The organism is Paenibacillus polysaccharolyticus, from assembly GCF_900102085.1.
Classification (GTDB): Bacteria; Bacillota; Bacilli; order Paenibacillales; family Paenibacillaceae; genus Paenibacillus; species Paenibacillus polysaccharolyticus.
Genome location: NZ_FMVM01000013.1, coordinates 65741 through 82625, shown reverse-complemented (window position 1 = coordinate 82625; position 16885 = coordinate 65741). Strand labels below are relative to the sequence as shown.

Below are 16885 nucleotides of genomic sequence, written 5' to 3'. Positions count from 1 at the left end.
TACCTCCACCTTGATTGTTGCAGCGATCGGCATATCATATGCCTAACCCCCATAACTTGTTAGTACACAGGAATGAGCGAAAACCAGAAAAATATCTCTGTTCTACTGTCAGGTCCCCCTCGAATTGACAAGATCTCTGATGCATACCTGATCAAGCAACAACAATTCAACTCTGCAAGATGATGGACATCTAGCGCCCTACTTCCTGCATCTGCTGACTCTAAGGAATATAGGCTGTTTCACTATTACTTGTCAACTACATTGATTTCCACTTCAAAAAAAATTTTAATTTTTATCCGCCAGTAATGGGTGACTAAAACGACATAAAATAGCGTTATAACGATATCGATTCTGTCATTTCCTCGGAAATAATTCTACTGAATCTCGTAAAATTAGTTCTATCAGGGTGATATGCCCATACTACTTAAGTCCTACATCTTATTCACCTGATCATTGAAATGTGAATCTAATTATTTGAAGCTATTCATACTATATAAAGAGAAAACTCTCTAACGTTCAAATCCATAAATAGCGTAGTGGCAATTCATCATCGTATTCCACTTTTTTATTTCTATCATTATTTCTTCATAAAAGAGTAAAAGAACCCGGCAGACAATGCCGCCGGGCTCCATAAGTTACTTTATTTGCCAAATACGTTGATCCGGTTAACCGCTTTTTGCAAAGCAATCTCTGCACGACGGTGATCAAAGTGATCCTGGTTGCTTTGGCTGGCAAGCCGGCGTTCTGCCCGCTCTTTGGCCGCACGCGCACGATCCACATCGATGCTTTCCGGGAATTCGGCACTCTCTGCGAGTACAACAACCTTATCTTTGCGGACTTCGATAAAGCCGCCGCCGATGGCGACTTGCTTATTCTCTTTTCCGTTTTTGATCGTGATCGGTGCAATCTGTAAAGGTGTGACCATCGGGATATGACCAGGGAGAATCCCCAGTTCCCCTTCAATACCGCGAGCGATGACGCTATCCACTTGCTGTGAATAGACGAGACGCTCAGGCGTTACGATCTCCAACAAAAAGGTGCTCAATTCCATCCCTCCTGAAACTATCCGAAGGATAGCTCGCTTCATAAGGACAATCCTGGACTCAGATTATACCAGTGTTTTAGCTTTCTCCACTGCCTCTTCAATCGTACCCACGAAGAGGAATGCTGCTTCCGGCAGATCGTCATGCTTGCCTTCGAGAATCTCTTTAAAGCTGCGCACTGTTTCTTTAACCGGAACGTATTTACCCGGAATACCGTTAAATGCTTCAGCAACGTGGAAAGGCTGGGACAAGAAACGTTGAATTTTACGCGCACGATATACGAGCGCTCTGTCTTCTTCGCTGAGCTCGTCCATACCCAGGATTGCGATGATATCTTGAAGTTCGTTATAACGTGCCAAGATACGTTTAACGCCTTGTGCGACACTATAGTGCTCTTCGCCAACAACTTCAGGAGACAAGATCCGGGAGCTGGATGCGAGTGGATCTACGGCTGGGTAGATACCCATCTCGGAGATTTTACGCTCCAGGTTTGTTGTTGCATCCAAGTGAGCAAACGTTGTTGCAGGAGCCGGGTCAGTGTAGTCATCCGCAGGCACGTAGATCGCCTGGATGGATGTAACCGATCCTTTTTTCGTTGAAGTGATACGCTCTTGCAATTGACCCATTTCTGTTGCCAGCGTAGGCTGGTAACCTACCGCGGATGGCATACGTCCAAGCAAGGCAGATACTTCTGAACCCGCTTGGGTGAAACGGAAGATGTTATCGATAAAGAGCAACACGTCACGGCCTTCTTCATCACGGAAATATTCCGCCATGGTCAAACCTGTGAGGGCTACACGAAGACGTGCGCCTGGTGGCTCGTTCATTTGTCCGAAGACCATTGCTGTTTTGTTGATAACGCCGGAATCACTCATCTCGTGATACAAGTCATTACCTTCACGGGTACGCTCACCAACACCGGCAAATACGGAGATACCGCCGTGTTCTTGCGCAATGTTGTTGATCAATTCCTGAATGGTTACCGTTTTACCTACACCGGCACCACCAAACAGACCGATCTTACCACCTTTTGCGTAAGGAGCCAGCAAGTCGATAACTTTGATACCTGTTTCAAGCATTTCCGCTTGGGTAGTCAATTCATCGAATGCAGGAGCAGAGCGGTGAATCGGGTTTTTATGTTCAGATACAACTGTACCGCCAGTATCGATCGCTTCGCCAAGTACGTTAAATACACGGCCCAGTGTCGCTTCACCGACAGGTACAGAGATTGGAGCTCCAGTATCTACGGCTTCCATGCCACGTACGAGACCGTCCGTGGAGGACATCGCGATACAACGTACACGGTTGTCACCCAGATGTTTCGAAGCTTCGAGTGTAAGATTTACACTCACACCGCTCTCGTTTACTGTAGTGATCGTAATGGCATTGAGGATTTCCGGCAGACCGCCGCGATCAAACTCGACGTCAACAACCGGACCCATGATGCTCACAACGCGTCCTTTGTTCATCTTAACGTTCCCCTCCTACAAGCCTGCTACTTTGGCAAAAACAAAATTCCGTTCGTTCATTTTTGCAGTGCAAGCCTTCATTAAATAAAAAACGGTTAGCCTTGTGCTGCGTTGGCACCTGCCACAATTTCCGTAATCTCCTGCGTAATCGCTGCTTGACGGGCACGGTTATAAGTCAATGACAGATCGTTAATGAGTTTCGATGCATTTTTGGTTGCATTACCCATTGCTGTCATCTTCGCACCCAGTTCACTCGCTTTACCATTCAACAGTGCACCGTAGATCAATGTTTCCGCATAACGCGGAAGCAAAACTTCCAGCACAGCCTCAGCTGACGGTTCATACTCGTAGCTCGCAGTCGGTCCATCCGCAGGAGTTAACTCAGGTGTTTCCATAGGGAGAAGTTTCTCCATTGTCGGAATCTGGGTCAACGCATTTACAAAGCGGTTATAACAAATGTACAATTCATCAAAATCAGCCAGTTCAAATCCATGAACTGCCTCATGAGCGATGGATTTGATATCTGCGAATGAAGGTGAGTCCGACAGATCTGTAGTTGTGGAAGCCATAGCTATTTCGCGTCTTCTGAAATAGTCACGCCCTTTACGACCAATAACGAATAATTCGTACTCGTCCTGGGAGTTGTGACGCTCTTTCAGAGTCTGACTCACCTGACGCAGAACGTTCGCATTGTATCCACCTGCAAGACCCCGATCTGACGTAATGATCAGATACGCTGTCTTTTTGACCGGACGGCTTTCCAGCATCGGGTGCTGAATACCTTGGGTGCTGGAGGCAATGCTCGCCACAACTTCTTTCAACTTCTCTGAATAAGGACGTGCGGCCTCTGCTTTTTCCTGCGCTTTACGCAGTTTTGCAGCTGCAACCATCTCCATTGCTTTGGTGATCTGCTTTGTGCTTTGTACGCTTTTAATTTGCCGCTTAATTTCGCGCATGCCTTTTGCCATGATTTCACCACCTTAAAGTTTTGACATAGTCAAAACTACTTCGTAAGCATATTCCTGCTTTGACTGAGTCAAAGTTTTGCATGCAGACATGCGGAATCGGTTAGACAACTCCGCAGCTACAATCATCTATTTAGACAGAGACTGCGAAGCTCTTTCTGAACTTCTCGATTGCACCTTTGAGTGCATTTTCATTGTCTGCTGTCAATTCTTTCGTTTCACGAATCGATCCCAGAATTTCCGGGTGGTTGCTCTCCATGAACGCAAGGAACTCATGCTCAAAACGAGTAACATCACCTGTTGGAATCTCATCAAGGAATCCTTTAACTGCAGTGTACAAGCTGACAACCTGTTGTTCTACAGGCAACGGCTGGTTAACACCTTGCTTCAGAATTTCCATCATACGTGCACCACGATTCAGACGAGCCTGAGTCGCTTTATCCAGATCGGAACCGAACTGGGAGAACGCTTGAAGCTCACGATATTGAGCGAGGTCAAGACGCAGGGAACCTGCAACCTTTTTCATCGCTTTGATCTGAGCAGAACCACCGACACGGGATACAGAGATACCAACGTTGATCGCCGGACGTTGTCCAGCATTGAACAAGTCAGCTTCCAAGAAGATCTGTCCATCCGTGATGGAGATTACGTTCGTTGGAATATAAGCAGATACATCGGAAGCTTGTGTTTCAATGAACGGCAGTGCGGTTAAAGAACCACCACCCAGTTCATCGTTCAGCTTCGCAGCACGCTCCAGCAAACGGGAGTGCAGGTAGAAGACGTCACCCGGATAAGCCTCACGGCCCGGTGGACGACGGAGCAACAAGGACAACTCACGATAAGCAGAAGCTTGTTTAGTCAAGTCATCATAGATAACCAGGACGTGCTCGCCTTTATACATGAAATACTCACCCATCGAACAACCGGAGTACGGTGCGATGTACAAGAGTGGTGATGGATCGGAAGCTGCTGCTGTTACAACAATGGTGTACTCCATTGCGCCTTTACGACGAAGAGTTTCCACAACTTGTGCAACCGTAGACTGCTTCTGACCAATAGCCACATAGATACACTTCATGCCGCTACCTTTTTGGTTCAGGATCGCATCAATGGCAATCGATGTTTTACCTGTTTGACGGTCACCGATGATCAACTCACGTTGTCCGCGACCGATTGGTACCATTGCATCGATGGCTTTAATTCCTGTTTGCATCGGCTCATGAACGGATTTACGATCCATTACGCCTGGTGCTTTACCTTCAACCGGACGGAATTCCGTTGTAGCGATTGGCCCTTTGCCATCCACTGGAATACCAAGCGGGTTCACGACACGTCCAATCAATGCTTCGCCTACAGGCACCTGCATGATTTGACCAGTCCGTTTCACTTGGTCGCCCTCACGAATATCATAGTAAGGTCCCAGGATAACGACACCGACATTGCTTTCTTCTACGTTCATGGCGAGGCCCATTACACCGCTTGGGAACTCAACCAACTCGTTGGACATGACATTCTCGAGTCCGTATACACGGGCGATCCCGTCACCAACCTCAATAACTGTACCAACTTCGACTACATCGATATCAGTCTTATATTGTTCAATCTGACTTTTAATTAATGTACTGATTTCTTCTGGTTTGATACTCAAGTGTCCTCACCCCAATCTACTGTACTCGTCTGTTAAAAGACTGCTCAAGACGTTCGAGCTTGCCAGCCAAGCTGCCGTCATAGATCGTATCGCCAATGGCGACTTTCAATCCGCCCAGCAGTGCAGGATCAACAATGTTCTCGATACGGATCTTTTTATTCACACGGCCACCGAACTCACGGGCTACCGCTTCTTTCTCTTCTTCCTTCAATGCATAGGTCGAGTATACGCGAGCATCGGCGATTCCAAGGGAATCCCCTTCGATTCTCACATAATCATCCAACAGGTCTTGCAACAATTCCACGCGGCCACGCTCAATCAGAAGCAAAACCGTGCGAAGGACAGGTTCGGACACTTTGCCATCAAGGCTTGCATGAAGCACATTTCGCTTGGCTTCATCAGAGATGTTTGGAGAAACAATAAATTTGATAATCTCTTGATCTCCGGTTAATCCACTGACAACGGCACGCAGTTCCTGTTCAACTTCAAGCACTTGCTGCTGCTGAAGAGCAACTTCGAACAATGCTTTTGCATAACGCTTGGCAACAATCGTATCGCGGCTCATTGTCGGCCCCCTACCTCATTGAGGTATTGGTTCACAAGTTCCTCTTGTGCTGGACCGTTCTCAACTTCTTTTTTGATCAATCTGGAAGCAATCTGAACGGAAGCAGTACCCAGTTCGCTGCGAAGAGCGGCAACCGCTTTGTTCTTCTCGCTCTCAATTTCACGTACAGCATCGTCTTTGAGACGAGTTGCTTCAGCTTTGGCATCAGCCAGAATGGATTCAGCCTGCTTGCCACCCGTTTGTCTGGATTGTTCAATAATGTCGTGAGCTTCTTTGCGCGCTTGTTCCAGAGCCTGTTTTTGCTCCTCCACATAAGCAATCGCCTGTTCCCGAGTCTGAGCAGCCTCATTCATCTGGCTCATTACGAGTTCACGACGCTTTTCCATGATGGAGAACAACGGACCGAAAGCATAACGGCTAAGCAGCCAGTATAAAACCAAAAATGCGATAATCGCAAGAAGCGTATTTTCCCATAAGAAACTCAATCTGTTCACTCCTTCCTGGAGGTATCCTAAACCGTTATCCCTTACAGGATAAGTTCCTAGCTAAAAAGAAGGCGCGGAGGGCTACAGCCTTCCCCGCCGTACTGTGTTATGTCTTAAGCAGCACCGTAGAACATGAATGCGAGTACCACACCGATGATCGGCAATACCTCGATCAAACCTACCCCGATGAACATTGTTGTTTGCAGTGTGGATTTCGCTTCTGGTTGACGCGCGATCCCTTCCACTGTTTTGCTGATTACCATACCGTTACCGATACCTGCGCCGAAAGCGCCCAATCCTGCAACAATTGCTGCTGCGATTAATGCCATTGCTCCCATTTGTATATCCTCCTTAAAATTATAAATCAATTTTATTGTTCAGCCTGATGGAGAGATCCCCGCAGGTCTAAAACTTAATGTTCTTCGTGCGTTTCGATGGTCTGTGAAATGTACACCATCATTAGAATGACGAAAACGAAAGCTTGAATCCCGCCGATAAAGATACTGAAACCTTGCCACACTGCAAGTAGCGGTATTGCGAAAATAGCGCCCAGCACTTTAAAGCTGGTCAGTTTGAGGATGGTTGCAATCAGCACCTCACCCGCAAAAATATTCGCGAACAAACGCATGCCGTGCGTGAGCAACTTGGACGCAGTCTCGATAATATTAATCGGAAGGAACAACGCGTACGGTTGCACATAGTGCTTCAGATAACCTCTAGTGTTCTTGAACAGTCCAAGTCCATGTGCTACGAGGAAGGCTACAAGAGCTAGTCCCATCGTTACGGACAAGTCAGCTGTTGGTGATTTGAACCAAGCCAGCTCGATATGTGGATGCGCTTCTGGGTCCTTCGCGTGAGCCTTTTCATAAGCCTCAACCGCTGTAACGATTGGTTTCCCGAAAACGGTAGCTGCATTAACATCCTTAACATCGGTAACGGCCTGGAATGGAAGCCCAAGCATATTTCCTACGAAGATGAACAAAATCATCGTAAGTGCGAGAGAAATAAAGTGTTTGCCTTTCTTCATGTCCATCGTACTGGATATCAGATTACGAACGAACTCAACAGCCCACTCCATAAAGTTTTGCAGCTTTCCCGGATTATCCACCGACAGGTTCCGTGTAGCGATGATGGCAAATATGAAGACAATGGCGCTGGTTACAATCAACATCAATAGTACGGACAAGTCCAGATGAAATCCACCAAGCATAATCACTGGAGCTTCATGCATATTTTTTTCTCACCCCTTTCTCTACCTGAAAGTTGCCACACTCAAAATCACTCTGCTTTGCGGGACATGATGATCCCTATAATTAATAGGGAAAATTGCGCAATGGCCAGACCGCCTGCAACCGCATATGTATTGAAGTACTGCGGAAAGCGCATCGATATGTAAATACCAAGCACTGCGAGCGCCGCTCTTGTCAAAAATCCCAGGTTCACACGCTTCAGATTACCTTCTGCCGCATCATCGGACATCTTCCTCACCTTGTAGCCCAGGTAAAATGCATTAATCAAACTGATGCTAACACCCAGGGCCAGTCCCAAAGCAATCGTTTCCAAACGAGGTGCAAATGCAGCCGTCAGAAAACAAATCATGAGAATGTACATGACGGAAACGGTCATCCATCTGCGATATCTGGCTAGTTCACTCATCACTTTCCCCCATGAATTTTTTAGCAATAAAGTAAATGCTTACCCCGCCTGCCGCAAGAAAAAAGAGAACGCTTACGGCGATCCATATTCCGTTGCCTCCAATGGTCCTGTCCAACCACGAGCCAGCGTAATATCCGGCAACAGCGAGCAAGGCAATCTCGATCCCAAAAGCTGTCACGAGTCCCATTGCTTTCCAGACCTTATCATCATGGTTACGGGATGAATTTGGTTTGTTCGAATCGGCCATTTTCCACGCCACCCTTGCAATCCCAGTTAATTTTACTGAATGATGAGAGCCTTTGTCAATTGATTGATTTTAGCGTTTTAAAGGGAGAAACGACGGGTCTACAGCTTAAGAAAGCCCATAAACCCGCGTAAACCGTACAGTTTAACTGTATGCTATCCCCTCTATAAATCCAACAGAAAATGTGAATTATTTTTTGAACTTTCTGTGAAATGATTCCGGACGCTCACTTTTTACGCCAAAATGGTGCAAAATCGCATTGACAATTCTTTCCGATGCATGTCCATCACCGTATGGATTAGCAGCTTGACTCATGCTTGCATACAGTGCTTCATCCGTAAGCAGAGCCTTGGTCCGTTCATATACACGTTCCTCTTCTGTCCCTACCAATTCCAGCGTACCTGCTTCGATGCCTTCCGGGCGCTCTGTAGTATCGCGCAATACAAGAACAGGCACACCAAACGAAGGCGCTTCTTCCTGCAAACCGCCTGAATCAGTCAGGATCAAGTGAGTGTGCGGGTAAAAGTTATGCAAATCCACTACGTCTAGCGGATCAATTAACTGAATACGGGGATGATTCCCCAAAATCGCGTGAGCCGGCTCCTTCACAGCAGGACTAGGGTGCACCGGGTACACGATGGCAATATCTTCAAATTCGTCAGCAATACGTTTGACGGCCTGGAAAATGTTGCGGTGAGGCTCGCCTTGAGATTCGCGGCGATGAGCAGTCATCAGCACCAGGCGTTTGCCTTGGGCCCAATCAAGTACCGGGTGTTTGTAATCCTCCCGTACTGTATATTGAAACACATCTGTTACCGTGTTGCCTGTGACGTAGGTACTAGACTCCGGTTTATTTTCCTTGGCAAGATTGGAAGAAGACCAGTCCGTTGGCGCAAAATGCAGATCGGCCAAAACACCCGTCAACTGGCGGTTCATCTCTTCCGGGTAAGGTGACAGCTTATTCCACGTCCGCAGACCGGCTTCCACGTGTCCGACCTGAATCTGTTGCAGGAAGGCTGCATAGCTGGCTACAAATGTAGTCAACGTATCACCGTGAACGAGCACGATATCTGGCTTGGCTTCACGCAAAACCGGCTCCAGACCGCCAAGAACACGAATGGTGATTTCGTTCAGGGTCTGACGATCTTTCATGACATCCAGATCATAATCGGGATGAATGTCGAAAACTTCAAGAACCTGATCCAGCATCTGGCGATGTTGCGCAGTTACGCAAACAATCGACTCAATAGAGTCGGGATGTTTCTGCAATTCCAGAATCAGCGGAGCCATCTTGATCGCTTCTGGACGCACCCCGAAAATAGTCATCACTTTAATTTTTTTGGACATTTGAGCAAAGCTCCTTTTCTAATCCGCATGAAAATATGCTTATTTCGTTCCGTACAAACGGTCTCCCGCATCGCCAAGTCCTGGCACGATATATCCGTGATCATCCAGACGGTCGTCAAGCGCAGCTACATAGATGTCTACATCTGGATGTGCATCTTGTACTGCTTTTACGCCCTCTGGCGCTGCGACCAGGTTCATCATTTTGATCTGAGTGCATCCGCGCTTTTTGAGCACGTCAATCGCTGCGATTGCCGATCCCCCTGTTGCAAGCATCGGGTCAATCACAATAAGTTGACGTTCAGTCACATCTGTAGGCAGCTTGGTGTAGTATTCAACCGGTTGCAGTGTTTCCGGGTCACGGAACAAACCAACATGTCCTACTTTTGCCGCTGGCAACAACTTCACAACGCCATCCAGCATCCCTAGTCCCGCACGCAGAATCGGTACCAGTCCAAGCATACGTCCAGAAATTACTTTTCCTTGTGTCGCAGCTACAGGCGTTTGTACATCAATGGATTCCAACTCAACATCTCTTGTAATCTCGTAAGCCATTAATGTTGCTACTTCATCAACCAATTCACGAAAATCTTTCGTATTCGTACGCATGTCGCGTATAAACGTCAGTTTGTGTTGAATCAGGGGGTGATCACATATTACTAATTTTCCCATTAAATTGTCCCTCCGGTAAGTTCTTCATGAGTTAAGCATTTCCAAATATACCTAGCCGTCATTCACAGGCTCGATAAATCCTGTATATTATATCATCACCCACACTGAATTACACCATCAAAGGGCACCTAATCATTACAGAAAAGCAAATCCTACAAAAACAGGACCGGAAAATGATTCATCCGGTCCTGTTTGCTCGTGCTGTTGTGTGAGTTGAATGCTCAAAATACGCGTGAACACTAAAGATGCTCTTTTGTAATACAATACCACTCCGCCACCAGAATGCTCCTTCGATCGCCGTTATCCCCGAATTTTATGAATCACCTTAGGTAGGTAAAAATTCGGGAATAAATGCGAGCGCTTCGCTTCTACGGCCTCATTCTGCTCACTTCGTTCCTCTGTATTCCATTTTAACAACCTTCAAAACCAAACAGCAGAGCAATATTTATAAGTAATACTAGTATTTAAGGTCGGTGTAGAGTGGGTATTGATCCGTCAGTGCAGTCACTTCTGCGCGTGCCTGATCAAGTGTTGCTGTATCTTTTGGATTTTTAAGAGTTTTCGCAATGATCTTACCGATTGCTACCATTGCTTTCTCGTCCATACCACGGGAAGTCGCAGCAGGTGTACCAATACGGATACCGCTTGTAATGAACGGGCTTGTTGGATCGAATGGAATCGCGTTTTTGTTCACTGTAATACCGATGGAATCAAGCACATGTTCCGCTTCTTTACCCGTGATGTTTACGCTACGAGTATCAATCAGCATCAAGTGATTGTCTGTACCGCCGGATACAATGTTCAATCCTTCAGCGATCAATGTTTCAGCCAGCACCTGTGCGTTTTTCACCACGTTCTGAGCATACGTTTTGAACGAAGGTTGCAATGCTTCACCGAACGCTACAGCTTTTGAAGCGATCACGTGCATCAAAGGTCCACCTTGGGAACCTGGGAATACCGCTTTATCAATGGCAGCTGCCCATGACTTGCGGCACAGGATCATACCGCCACGTGGTCCGCGCAATGTTTTGTGTGTTGTTGTTGTAACGAAGTGTGCATGTGGCACCGGGTTAGGATGCAGTCCAGCTGCAACAAGTCCTGCGATGTGTGCCATATCAACCATGAACAGCGCGCCAACATCATTGGCGATGGAAGCCAGCTTTTCAAAATCAATCGTACGTGGGTATGCACTTGCACCTGCTACGATCAGACGAGGACGATGTTTGAATGCTGCTTTGCGAACTTCATCATAATCAATGAGGAATGTATCTTCTTGAACACCATACGCAACGAAGTTGTAAAGCAAACCAGAAGCATTAACCGGGCTACCATGGGTCAAGTGACCGCCATGTGCCAGGTTCATACCCAGAACGGTATCACCAGGCTTCAATGCTGCCAGATATACAGCCATGTTCGCTTGTGCACCGGAGTGCGGTTGCACGTTCGCATGTTCTGCACCAAACAGTTCTTTCGCACGATCACGCGCGATATCTTCAACGATATCGACATGCTCACAGCCACCATAGTAACGTTTGCCTGGATAACCTTCAGCGTACTTATTCGTCAGAACGGAGCCGAGTGCTTCAATTACCGCTTCACTTACGATGTTCTCGGATGCGATCAGCTCGATGTTGTTCTGTTGACGTTTCAGTTCAAGATTCATCGCTTCCAATACTGCAGGGTCATTTTTACGCAATTGTTCCATGATTAAATTCCTCCTAAATTATAATGAAGTTATAAAGCGAGCCTTCAGGTTACACTCCTGACTTCGATTGCATCACCATCTTACGATCACTGTTATCCCCAAATTTCTTTGAACCCCTTTGATAAAGGGGAAATTCGGTGATAAACGTGAACGCTTCGCTTCTCCAGATTGGTGTTGCACTCTCCGTTTACGTGTAAACATCATTTCACTTTATACGTTAGTCACAAAAGGTCGAATCAGGTTGTTCTTCCATTCGATAAACCGCACGTTCGCCGCCAATCAGTTTCGGACGTGTAAGTGCTGCTGTAACACGAGCCTCTCCAATGTAACGAAGCGATGTCCGAAAAGGAACCGCAACATGGCGAAGATGCATGCCAATCATAGTCTCCCCGATATCCATACCTGCATGGGCTTGGACATGCTCAGCCAGACATGGATCGGACAGTGAACGATAGGCGGTAGATGCCATGGAACCACCAGCTTTCGGCACAGGTACAGCGCCAACCTCTGTCAGTCCAAGCCGCTCAAGCAACCTACGTTCCATCACAAGCGCCCGGTTCAGGTGCTCACAGCACTGAAATACAGTGTCGAAACCAAACTCTGTCTGCACCTCGCGAATACCTGCAAGCAACTGATCTGCCACGTCGACGGCACCACTTGTTCCGATGCGCTGACCTGCAACTTCACTTGTACTCGTGCCAATAACAACAACATGGCCAGAGCCAAGTTTACCGGCTGTCGCCAGTTCGCGCAGGATTGATGCTGTCTGTTGTTGCAATCCGGGTTGTTCTGAATCCAGTTCAATAGTCATCCTATCGCCTCCCGATAAAATCATGCCCGCTATCTATACAAGTTGAACTAAAGCTTTTTTTACACAGTCCACTCCAATGACAGAATAACCTTCCAATCGCTGTTATCCCCAGATTTTTTCGCTTCCCTTTTCTAAAGGGGAAAATCCGGTGATAAAGGCGACCGCTCCGCTTTTCCAGTTTTTTTCTGTCCTCTCCGTTAAAGTGTAAAAGAATCGTTCAACTTATATAGTGAAGGTTTGCTCTACACATACGTTGCATGGCATTTCAGGTACTATTATAGCGAAAAATCAGATGAAAGACGAAAAAAAGAGCAGTCTGCGGGTATCGCAGAATTGCTCTTTTGCCCAGGCGACCGGCCGTTTGTTCCGGTGCTCCATTGTGGTTGTGCCCACTTCGTCGCCAGTTACACCGGATCCCTGTTTTCCCCTTCATCATAAATCAACCCCACTTTAAAATCAACGGTTAATTTACATTCCATGTTCTGTTTCTGTATCTTGTCTCTGTACAGCTGAATTATTCAAGCTTATCCAGAAGCTTGGATAACGCTGTACGAATCTCTGCTGCCGCAATATTGTAATCGTCCCGGCTACCACCAAACGGATCAGAGATATCAAAACTCGGAATACGCTGCCGAATTTCGATTGCACGCTCCCTCTCCGAGGCCAGAATTTCCTGGCCCAGGGCCCGTTTCATCTCCAGTGTAGCAAACAGGCTGTCCAATTCCTCCAGATCTTGAAGCACTTGTGTATCATTCTCGGCATATTCCTTCAGCGTGTAGGTCTTCTGAATGGAATTCGGGAACACCTGCATCACATGTTGCTTATGACTGCGGGTTAACGTCAGAATCAGATCTGCCCATTCGACCAACGCTTCACTAAGCTGTGTAGACTGGGATGGACCCTCTGCCTGATGATCCTTCAAAACTGCTTCGGCATGACGTGATATCGGCATGCCTGACGATGCAGCCACACCTGCTGAACGAACATGTACCTCGATACCGCGCTCGGCTGCAAGTTTCCGCAGAAGCCCTTCTGCCATGGGGCTGCGGCACGTGTTTCCTGTACATACAAACAAAATATGTTTCATTGTGATAGCCTCCCCATATAATCAAGATGTGAACTACCTATCTTATCGTTCAACCGCTTTATTTTTTAAAATATAAACAAAAGTCCAAAGGCAAGCAAGATCGCCCCACCTACAGCTTCACCGTAATCGCCCAAATTCTGACTTACCCTACGTCCCAGGAGCAGCCCCATGATCGACATCAAACCACCGCAGAAACCAAAGGCCAAGATCGTCAGGACAAGATCACTGCTGAACATACCGAGCGATACCCCGACAGAGAATGAATCTACGCTGACACTAAGCGAAAACAAAAGAATACCCAGCAAAGATCGATGATCGACCAGCTTGGTTTCCCCTTCACGAAATGCATTCAAAATCATGTGAGCACCTAACAGTACCAGCAGGCCGCCTGCTGCATAATTCGTAATATTGCCCAGCAAGGAACTGACATACTTCCCCATATACATGCCAGCAAGCGGCATGATGACATGAAACAGTGCCGTAACGGTGCTAATTTTCAGTACATCACGTAGCCGTATACCCTTCATGCCAATGCCGATGCCCAGCGAGAATGCATCAAGCCCCAGCGCAACCGCCATAATCAGAATGGTTACCAACTGCCCTACATGGGCAGACACATCCCACATCCTCATACCCCCAAGTCACATAAGGTTCTTGTACACGATATGCGGACAAGAACTCAAACATGACGGTTACAGGGAAACGGAGCTAAGAAGTATGGATACAGCTTTCGGAGAAAAAACAGATCAAGGGCGCCCTTGCTAATATGAAAATAGTAGATTGGGACGTTAAACGTGACGACTGCATGCAAGCGAGATGAATGCTTGCAAAAGTTGAGGCTCGCTCCTGATCCTGTGGGCAGGAGCGTTTAGGTAGGCGGCTCAGCCAACTTGAATAAGTTGGTTGCCTGCCGCCTTGAGCAGCCGGTTCATGACGGCTGCTCCCAGCCCTTCGCGCGAGCAGGCTTCCGCCACAATATATGTGGCTCCCTGCTCATCGCAGCTGCGCAGCGCGGCGTATAGCCTGCGCGCAGCTTCCTGTAGCTCGCTGGCGTTACCCAGCGAGAATACGGCATCGGCGCGGTACTGCTCCACGTGCTCGGTGAACGCCAGCACCGCGGTACGCTCCCCGCGCTGTGCCGCCTCCGCCAGGGCGGCGCGGGTCCAGGCCGCCACCGCTGCGGGCGGCCCCTCTACGACGCACAGCGCCCCTGCGGGTGCGTAGTGCGTGTACTTCATGCCCGGCGAGCGCGGCGCCGGGCTAGTGCTGTCGCCACCGGACCCTTCGGCGAGAAGCGCCGGGTCCGTGGCGACACGGGCGGCTACGGCGGACAGCTGTTCCGCCGTGATGCCGCCAGGGCGCAGGATGGTGACGGTACCGTCGTCACCGGCCTGCACCACGGTGGACTCGACGCCCACTCCCGTGGGGCCGCCGTCCACAATGCCGCCGATGCGGCCATCCAGATCCTCCCGCACATGTGCGGCGAGGGTTGGGCTAGGCCGCCCGGAGCGGTTCGCACTTGGCGCAGCCACGGGGCATGCCGCCGCCGCAATGAGTGGCAGCGCCACCGGGTGGTCCGGCATGCGCACGGCCACCGTGTCCAGCCCGGCAGTGACCCGCGGGGACACCGCCCCTGGCCTAACCGGCAGCACCAGCGTCAGCGGGCCCGGCCAGAAGGCCGCCATCAGCGCTTCCGCTGTTGCATTCACCTCAGTGACCAGTTCATGCAGCTGGTCACGGTGCGCGATATGCACAATCAGCGGATTGTCGGATGGCCGCCCTTTGGCGGCAAATACCGCCTCCACTGCTTCCGTGCTGCGAGCGTCTGCGCCGAGGCCGTAGACCGTCTCGGTCGGGAAGGCAACCGTCCCCCCTTGACGAAGGCAGGCCGCGGCAGCCTGCAAGTCAGCGAGCGCCGCTTCGCGGGCGGCGCTCCCCTTTTTCACATCCGATACTGGGGAAATCTCTTGAACGTGCACATTTATGTTCTCGCCCTCACTCTGCTCATGCAAAAGTGCTCTGACATCCCAAAAGGCTGTATTGTGTTCCACCTCAGCTCTCTCTACCGCCGCATGATCATGCTTGTCCTCTAACGAGGGTTGTTGTACCTTTTCGTGCTCTCTGCTCATATATATCATCATCCCTAAACTTCAAGTAGGTTCAATTTCAGTACATATAAGTATACCATATCTATAACGTTACAGGTTCGATCCAACCATAGGGTACTTCTCCCGCATATCCTGTTCATGTAGAAAAGGAAGCTCCCTGCACATTTGCAACGAAACTTCCATCCCTTAGTTTTTTATTCTATATTGTACTGCTTTTTAATATGTCTCATATTCGTTGTTAGGCGAATAAAGTTGCTACCCAATCCCATATTTTCACAGCCACATCCCACAGGAAGAATCTCGCTTCAGGCGTTTCACCTTGCACAGTTGCTTTCACCTCTACAGCATCCGCAGCTGAGGCAGAGACTGTCGTTGTCGTTGGTTTAGCCAGCGCGTCCCCTGTACTTGCATCGATGAAACAGAGTGGCGGGAACAGTACACACCACCAGTTCTGCCCTTTGCCTTCGCCCAGCGTAATCCGTACCGCTTCATACTCGCCAGCAGGGTATACCGTACCCCCATACAGCTTTGTTGGAAAAGGAACCGTGCCAAGCTCCACCTGATAATCATAAGTTAGACCACGTTTCATTAGCTCTTCTCCTACCCGATTCTCAATCTCGGACAGATGTTCACGAATGACATACCGAGCCTGCTCCAGACTTTGCGGATTTTCCAGCGCCCCAACCCATTCGCCCATCTGTGCAACGACCGCATCCCGAATCTCACGTTTCACGAGCTGATCTCCCGCCGCATCGGAATTCGCTAGAATCCGCAAACGGATCGATTGCTCCGGAATAGTAGTAGCAGCAACAGCCGCATCGGTTTTCTGACCTTCCCACATCATAATGATCATCATAAGACATACAAGGATAAGTCCAATTTCTTTACCAATTCGTCTGTTCATCCCGTTCTCCCCCTCGGTTCCGATATCCAGCTGCAACTCTCTCATGTCTATCAGTATGCCCGGTAGAGGAAGAAGTAAACCTAGTACAAACCAGAAATCTATTAAAACTTTTCATAGAAACGGATGAATTGGCTTTATAGATCGGGAAAGAAACACAGATATACTCATTATGCCGGTTG

The 16885-nt window shown here is 48.4% G+C and carries 18 protein-coding genes and 1 riboswitch; all 18 genes read right to left on the bottom strand.

The features are described from left to right. Window positions 1-640: 640 nt before the first annotated feature. The 18 genes from BLQ13_RS18640 to spoIIR all read right to left on the bottom strand — a co-directional run bounded on the left by BLQ13_RS18640 (window position 641) and on the right by spoIIR (window position 16706). Window positions 641-1045, bottom strand: a complete 405-nt coding sequence (locus BLQ13_RS18640; protein WP_090922878.1) for a F0F1 ATP synthase subunit epsilon — start codon at window positions 1043-1045, stop codon at window positions 641-643. A gap of 63 nt (window positions 1046-1108) precedes the next feature. Beyond that, a complete protein-coding gene (atpD, locus tag BLQ13_RS18635) occupies window positions 1109-2512 on the bottom strand; it encodes a F0F1 ATP synthase subunit beta (protein ID WP_090922876.1) in 1404 nt (467 codons plus the stop codon). A gap of 95 nt (window positions 2513-2607) precedes the next feature. Further along, entirely contained in the window at window positions 2608-3480 is an 873-nt protein-coding gene (gene atpG / locus BLQ13_RS18630; RefSeq protein WP_090922874.1) for an ATP synthase F1 subunit gamma, read from the bottom strand. Between the two features lie 130 nt (window positions 3481-3610). Continuing rightward, window positions 3611-5125 (bottom strand): F0F1 ATP synthase subunit alpha, encoded by a 1515-nt coding sequence (gene atpA, locus BLQ13_RS18625; RefSeq protein WP_090922872.1) that lies wholly within the window; start codon window positions 5123-5125, stop codon window positions 3611-3613. Window positions 5126-5141: 16 nt separating this feature from the next. Further along, on the bottom strand, window positions 5142-5690 hold the full coding sequence (locus BLQ13_RS18620) for a F0F1 ATP synthase subunit delta (RefSeq protein ID WP_090922870.1): 549 nt from the start codon (window positions 5688-5690) through the stop codon (window positions 5142-5144). Then, complete coding sequence (atpF, locus tag BLQ13_RS18615; protein ID WP_090922868.1) at window positions 5687-6175, bottom strand: F0F1 ATP synthase subunit B; 489 nt, start codon at window positions 6173-6175, stop codon at window positions 5687-5689. Before atpF ends, BLQ13_RS18620 begins: the two co-directional genes overlap by 4 nt. Before the next feature lie 113 nt (window positions 6176-6288). Further along, window positions 6289-6513 (bottom strand): F0F1 ATP synthase subunit C, encoded by a 225-nt coding sequence (gene atpE, locus BLQ13_RS18610; RefSeq protein ID WP_090922866.1) that lies wholly within the window; start codon window positions 6511-6513, stop codon window positions 6289-6291. Window positions 6514-6587: 74 nt separating this feature from the next. Next, window positions 6588-7406: a F0F1 ATP synthase subunit A gene (gene atpB / locus BLQ13_RS18605; RefSeq protein WP_090922864.1), complete on the bottom strand. Its 819-nt coding sequence runs from the start codon at window positions 7404-7406 to the stop codon at window positions 6588-6590. Window positions 7407-7453: 47 nt separating this feature from the next. Beyond that, a complete protein-coding gene (locus BLQ13_RS18600; protein WP_090922862.1) occupies window positions 7454-7831 on the bottom strand; it encodes an ATP synthase subunit I in 378 nt (125 codons plus the stop codon). Further along, window positions 7824-8078 carry an AtpZ/AtpI family protein gene (locus BLQ13_RS18595; RefSeq protein ID WP_090922860.1) on the bottom strand — a complete coding sequence of 85 codons (255 nt, stop codon included), beginning with the start codon at window positions 8076-8078 and terminating at the stop codon, window positions 7824-7826. The genes BLQ13_RS18600 and BLQ13_RS18595 overlap by 8 nt, the downstream gene beginning before the upstream one ends. Before the next feature lie 186 nt (window positions 8079-8264). Continuing rightward, window positions 8265-9422: a non-hydrolyzing UDP-N-acetylglucosamine 2-epimerase gene (gene wecB / locus BLQ13_RS18590; RefSeq protein ID WP_090922858.1), complete on the bottom strand. Its 1158-nt coding sequence runs from the start codon at window positions 9420-9422 to the stop codon at window positions 8265-8267. Between the two features lie 39 nt (window positions 9423-9461). Further along, entirely contained in the window at window positions 9462-10091 is a 630-nt protein-coding gene (gene upp, locus BLQ13_RS18585; RefSeq protein WP_090922856.1) for a uracil phosphoribosyltransferase, read from the bottom strand. A 457-nt stretch (window positions 10092-10548) separates the two neighbouring features. After that, entirely contained in the window at window positions 10549-11796 is a 1248-nt protein-coding gene (locus BLQ13_RS18580; protein ID WP_167375780.1) for a serine hydroxymethyltransferase, read from the bottom strand. Window positions 11797-12013: 217 nt separating this feature from the next. Continuing rightward, entirely contained in the window at window positions 12014-12607 is a 594-nt protein-coding gene (locus BLQ13_RS18575; RefSeq protein WP_090922835.1) for a TIGR01440 family protein, read from the bottom strand. Window positions 12608-12943: 336 nt separating this feature from the next. Then, window positions 12944-13025: riboswitch (ZMP/ZTP riboswitch) on the bottom strand. 96 nt (window positions 13026-13121) lie between these two features. Next, on the bottom strand, window positions 13122-13694 hold the full coding sequence (locus tag BLQ13_RS18570; RefSeq protein ID WP_090922833.1) for a low molecular weight protein arginine phosphatase: 573 nt from the start codon (window positions 13692-13694) through the stop codon (window positions 13122-13124). A 65-nt stretch (window positions 13695-13759) separates the two neighbouring features. Then, window positions 13760-14320: a manganese efflux pump MntP gene (locus tag BLQ13_RS18565; RefSeq protein WP_090922831.1), complete on the bottom strand. Its 561-nt coding sequence runs from the start codon at window positions 14318-14320 to the stop codon at window positions 13760-13762. Between the two features lie 255 nt (window positions 14321-14575). Continuing rightward, the gene (locus BLQ13_RS18560) at window positions 14576-15835 is read right to left on the bottom strand and encodes an L-threonylcarbamoyladenylate synthase (protein ID WP_244159379.1); all 1260 of its coding nucleotides are present in this window, start codon (window positions 15833-15835) and stop codon (window positions 14576-14578) included. Window positions 15836-16040: 205 nt separating this feature from the next. Beyond that, window positions 16041-16706, bottom strand: coding sequence for a stage II sporulation protein R (gene spoIIR, locus BLQ13_RS18555; RefSeq protein WP_090922827.1), 666 nt, complete (start codon window positions 16704-16706; stop codon window positions 16041-16043). Window positions 16707-16885 lie beyond the last annotated feature (179 nt).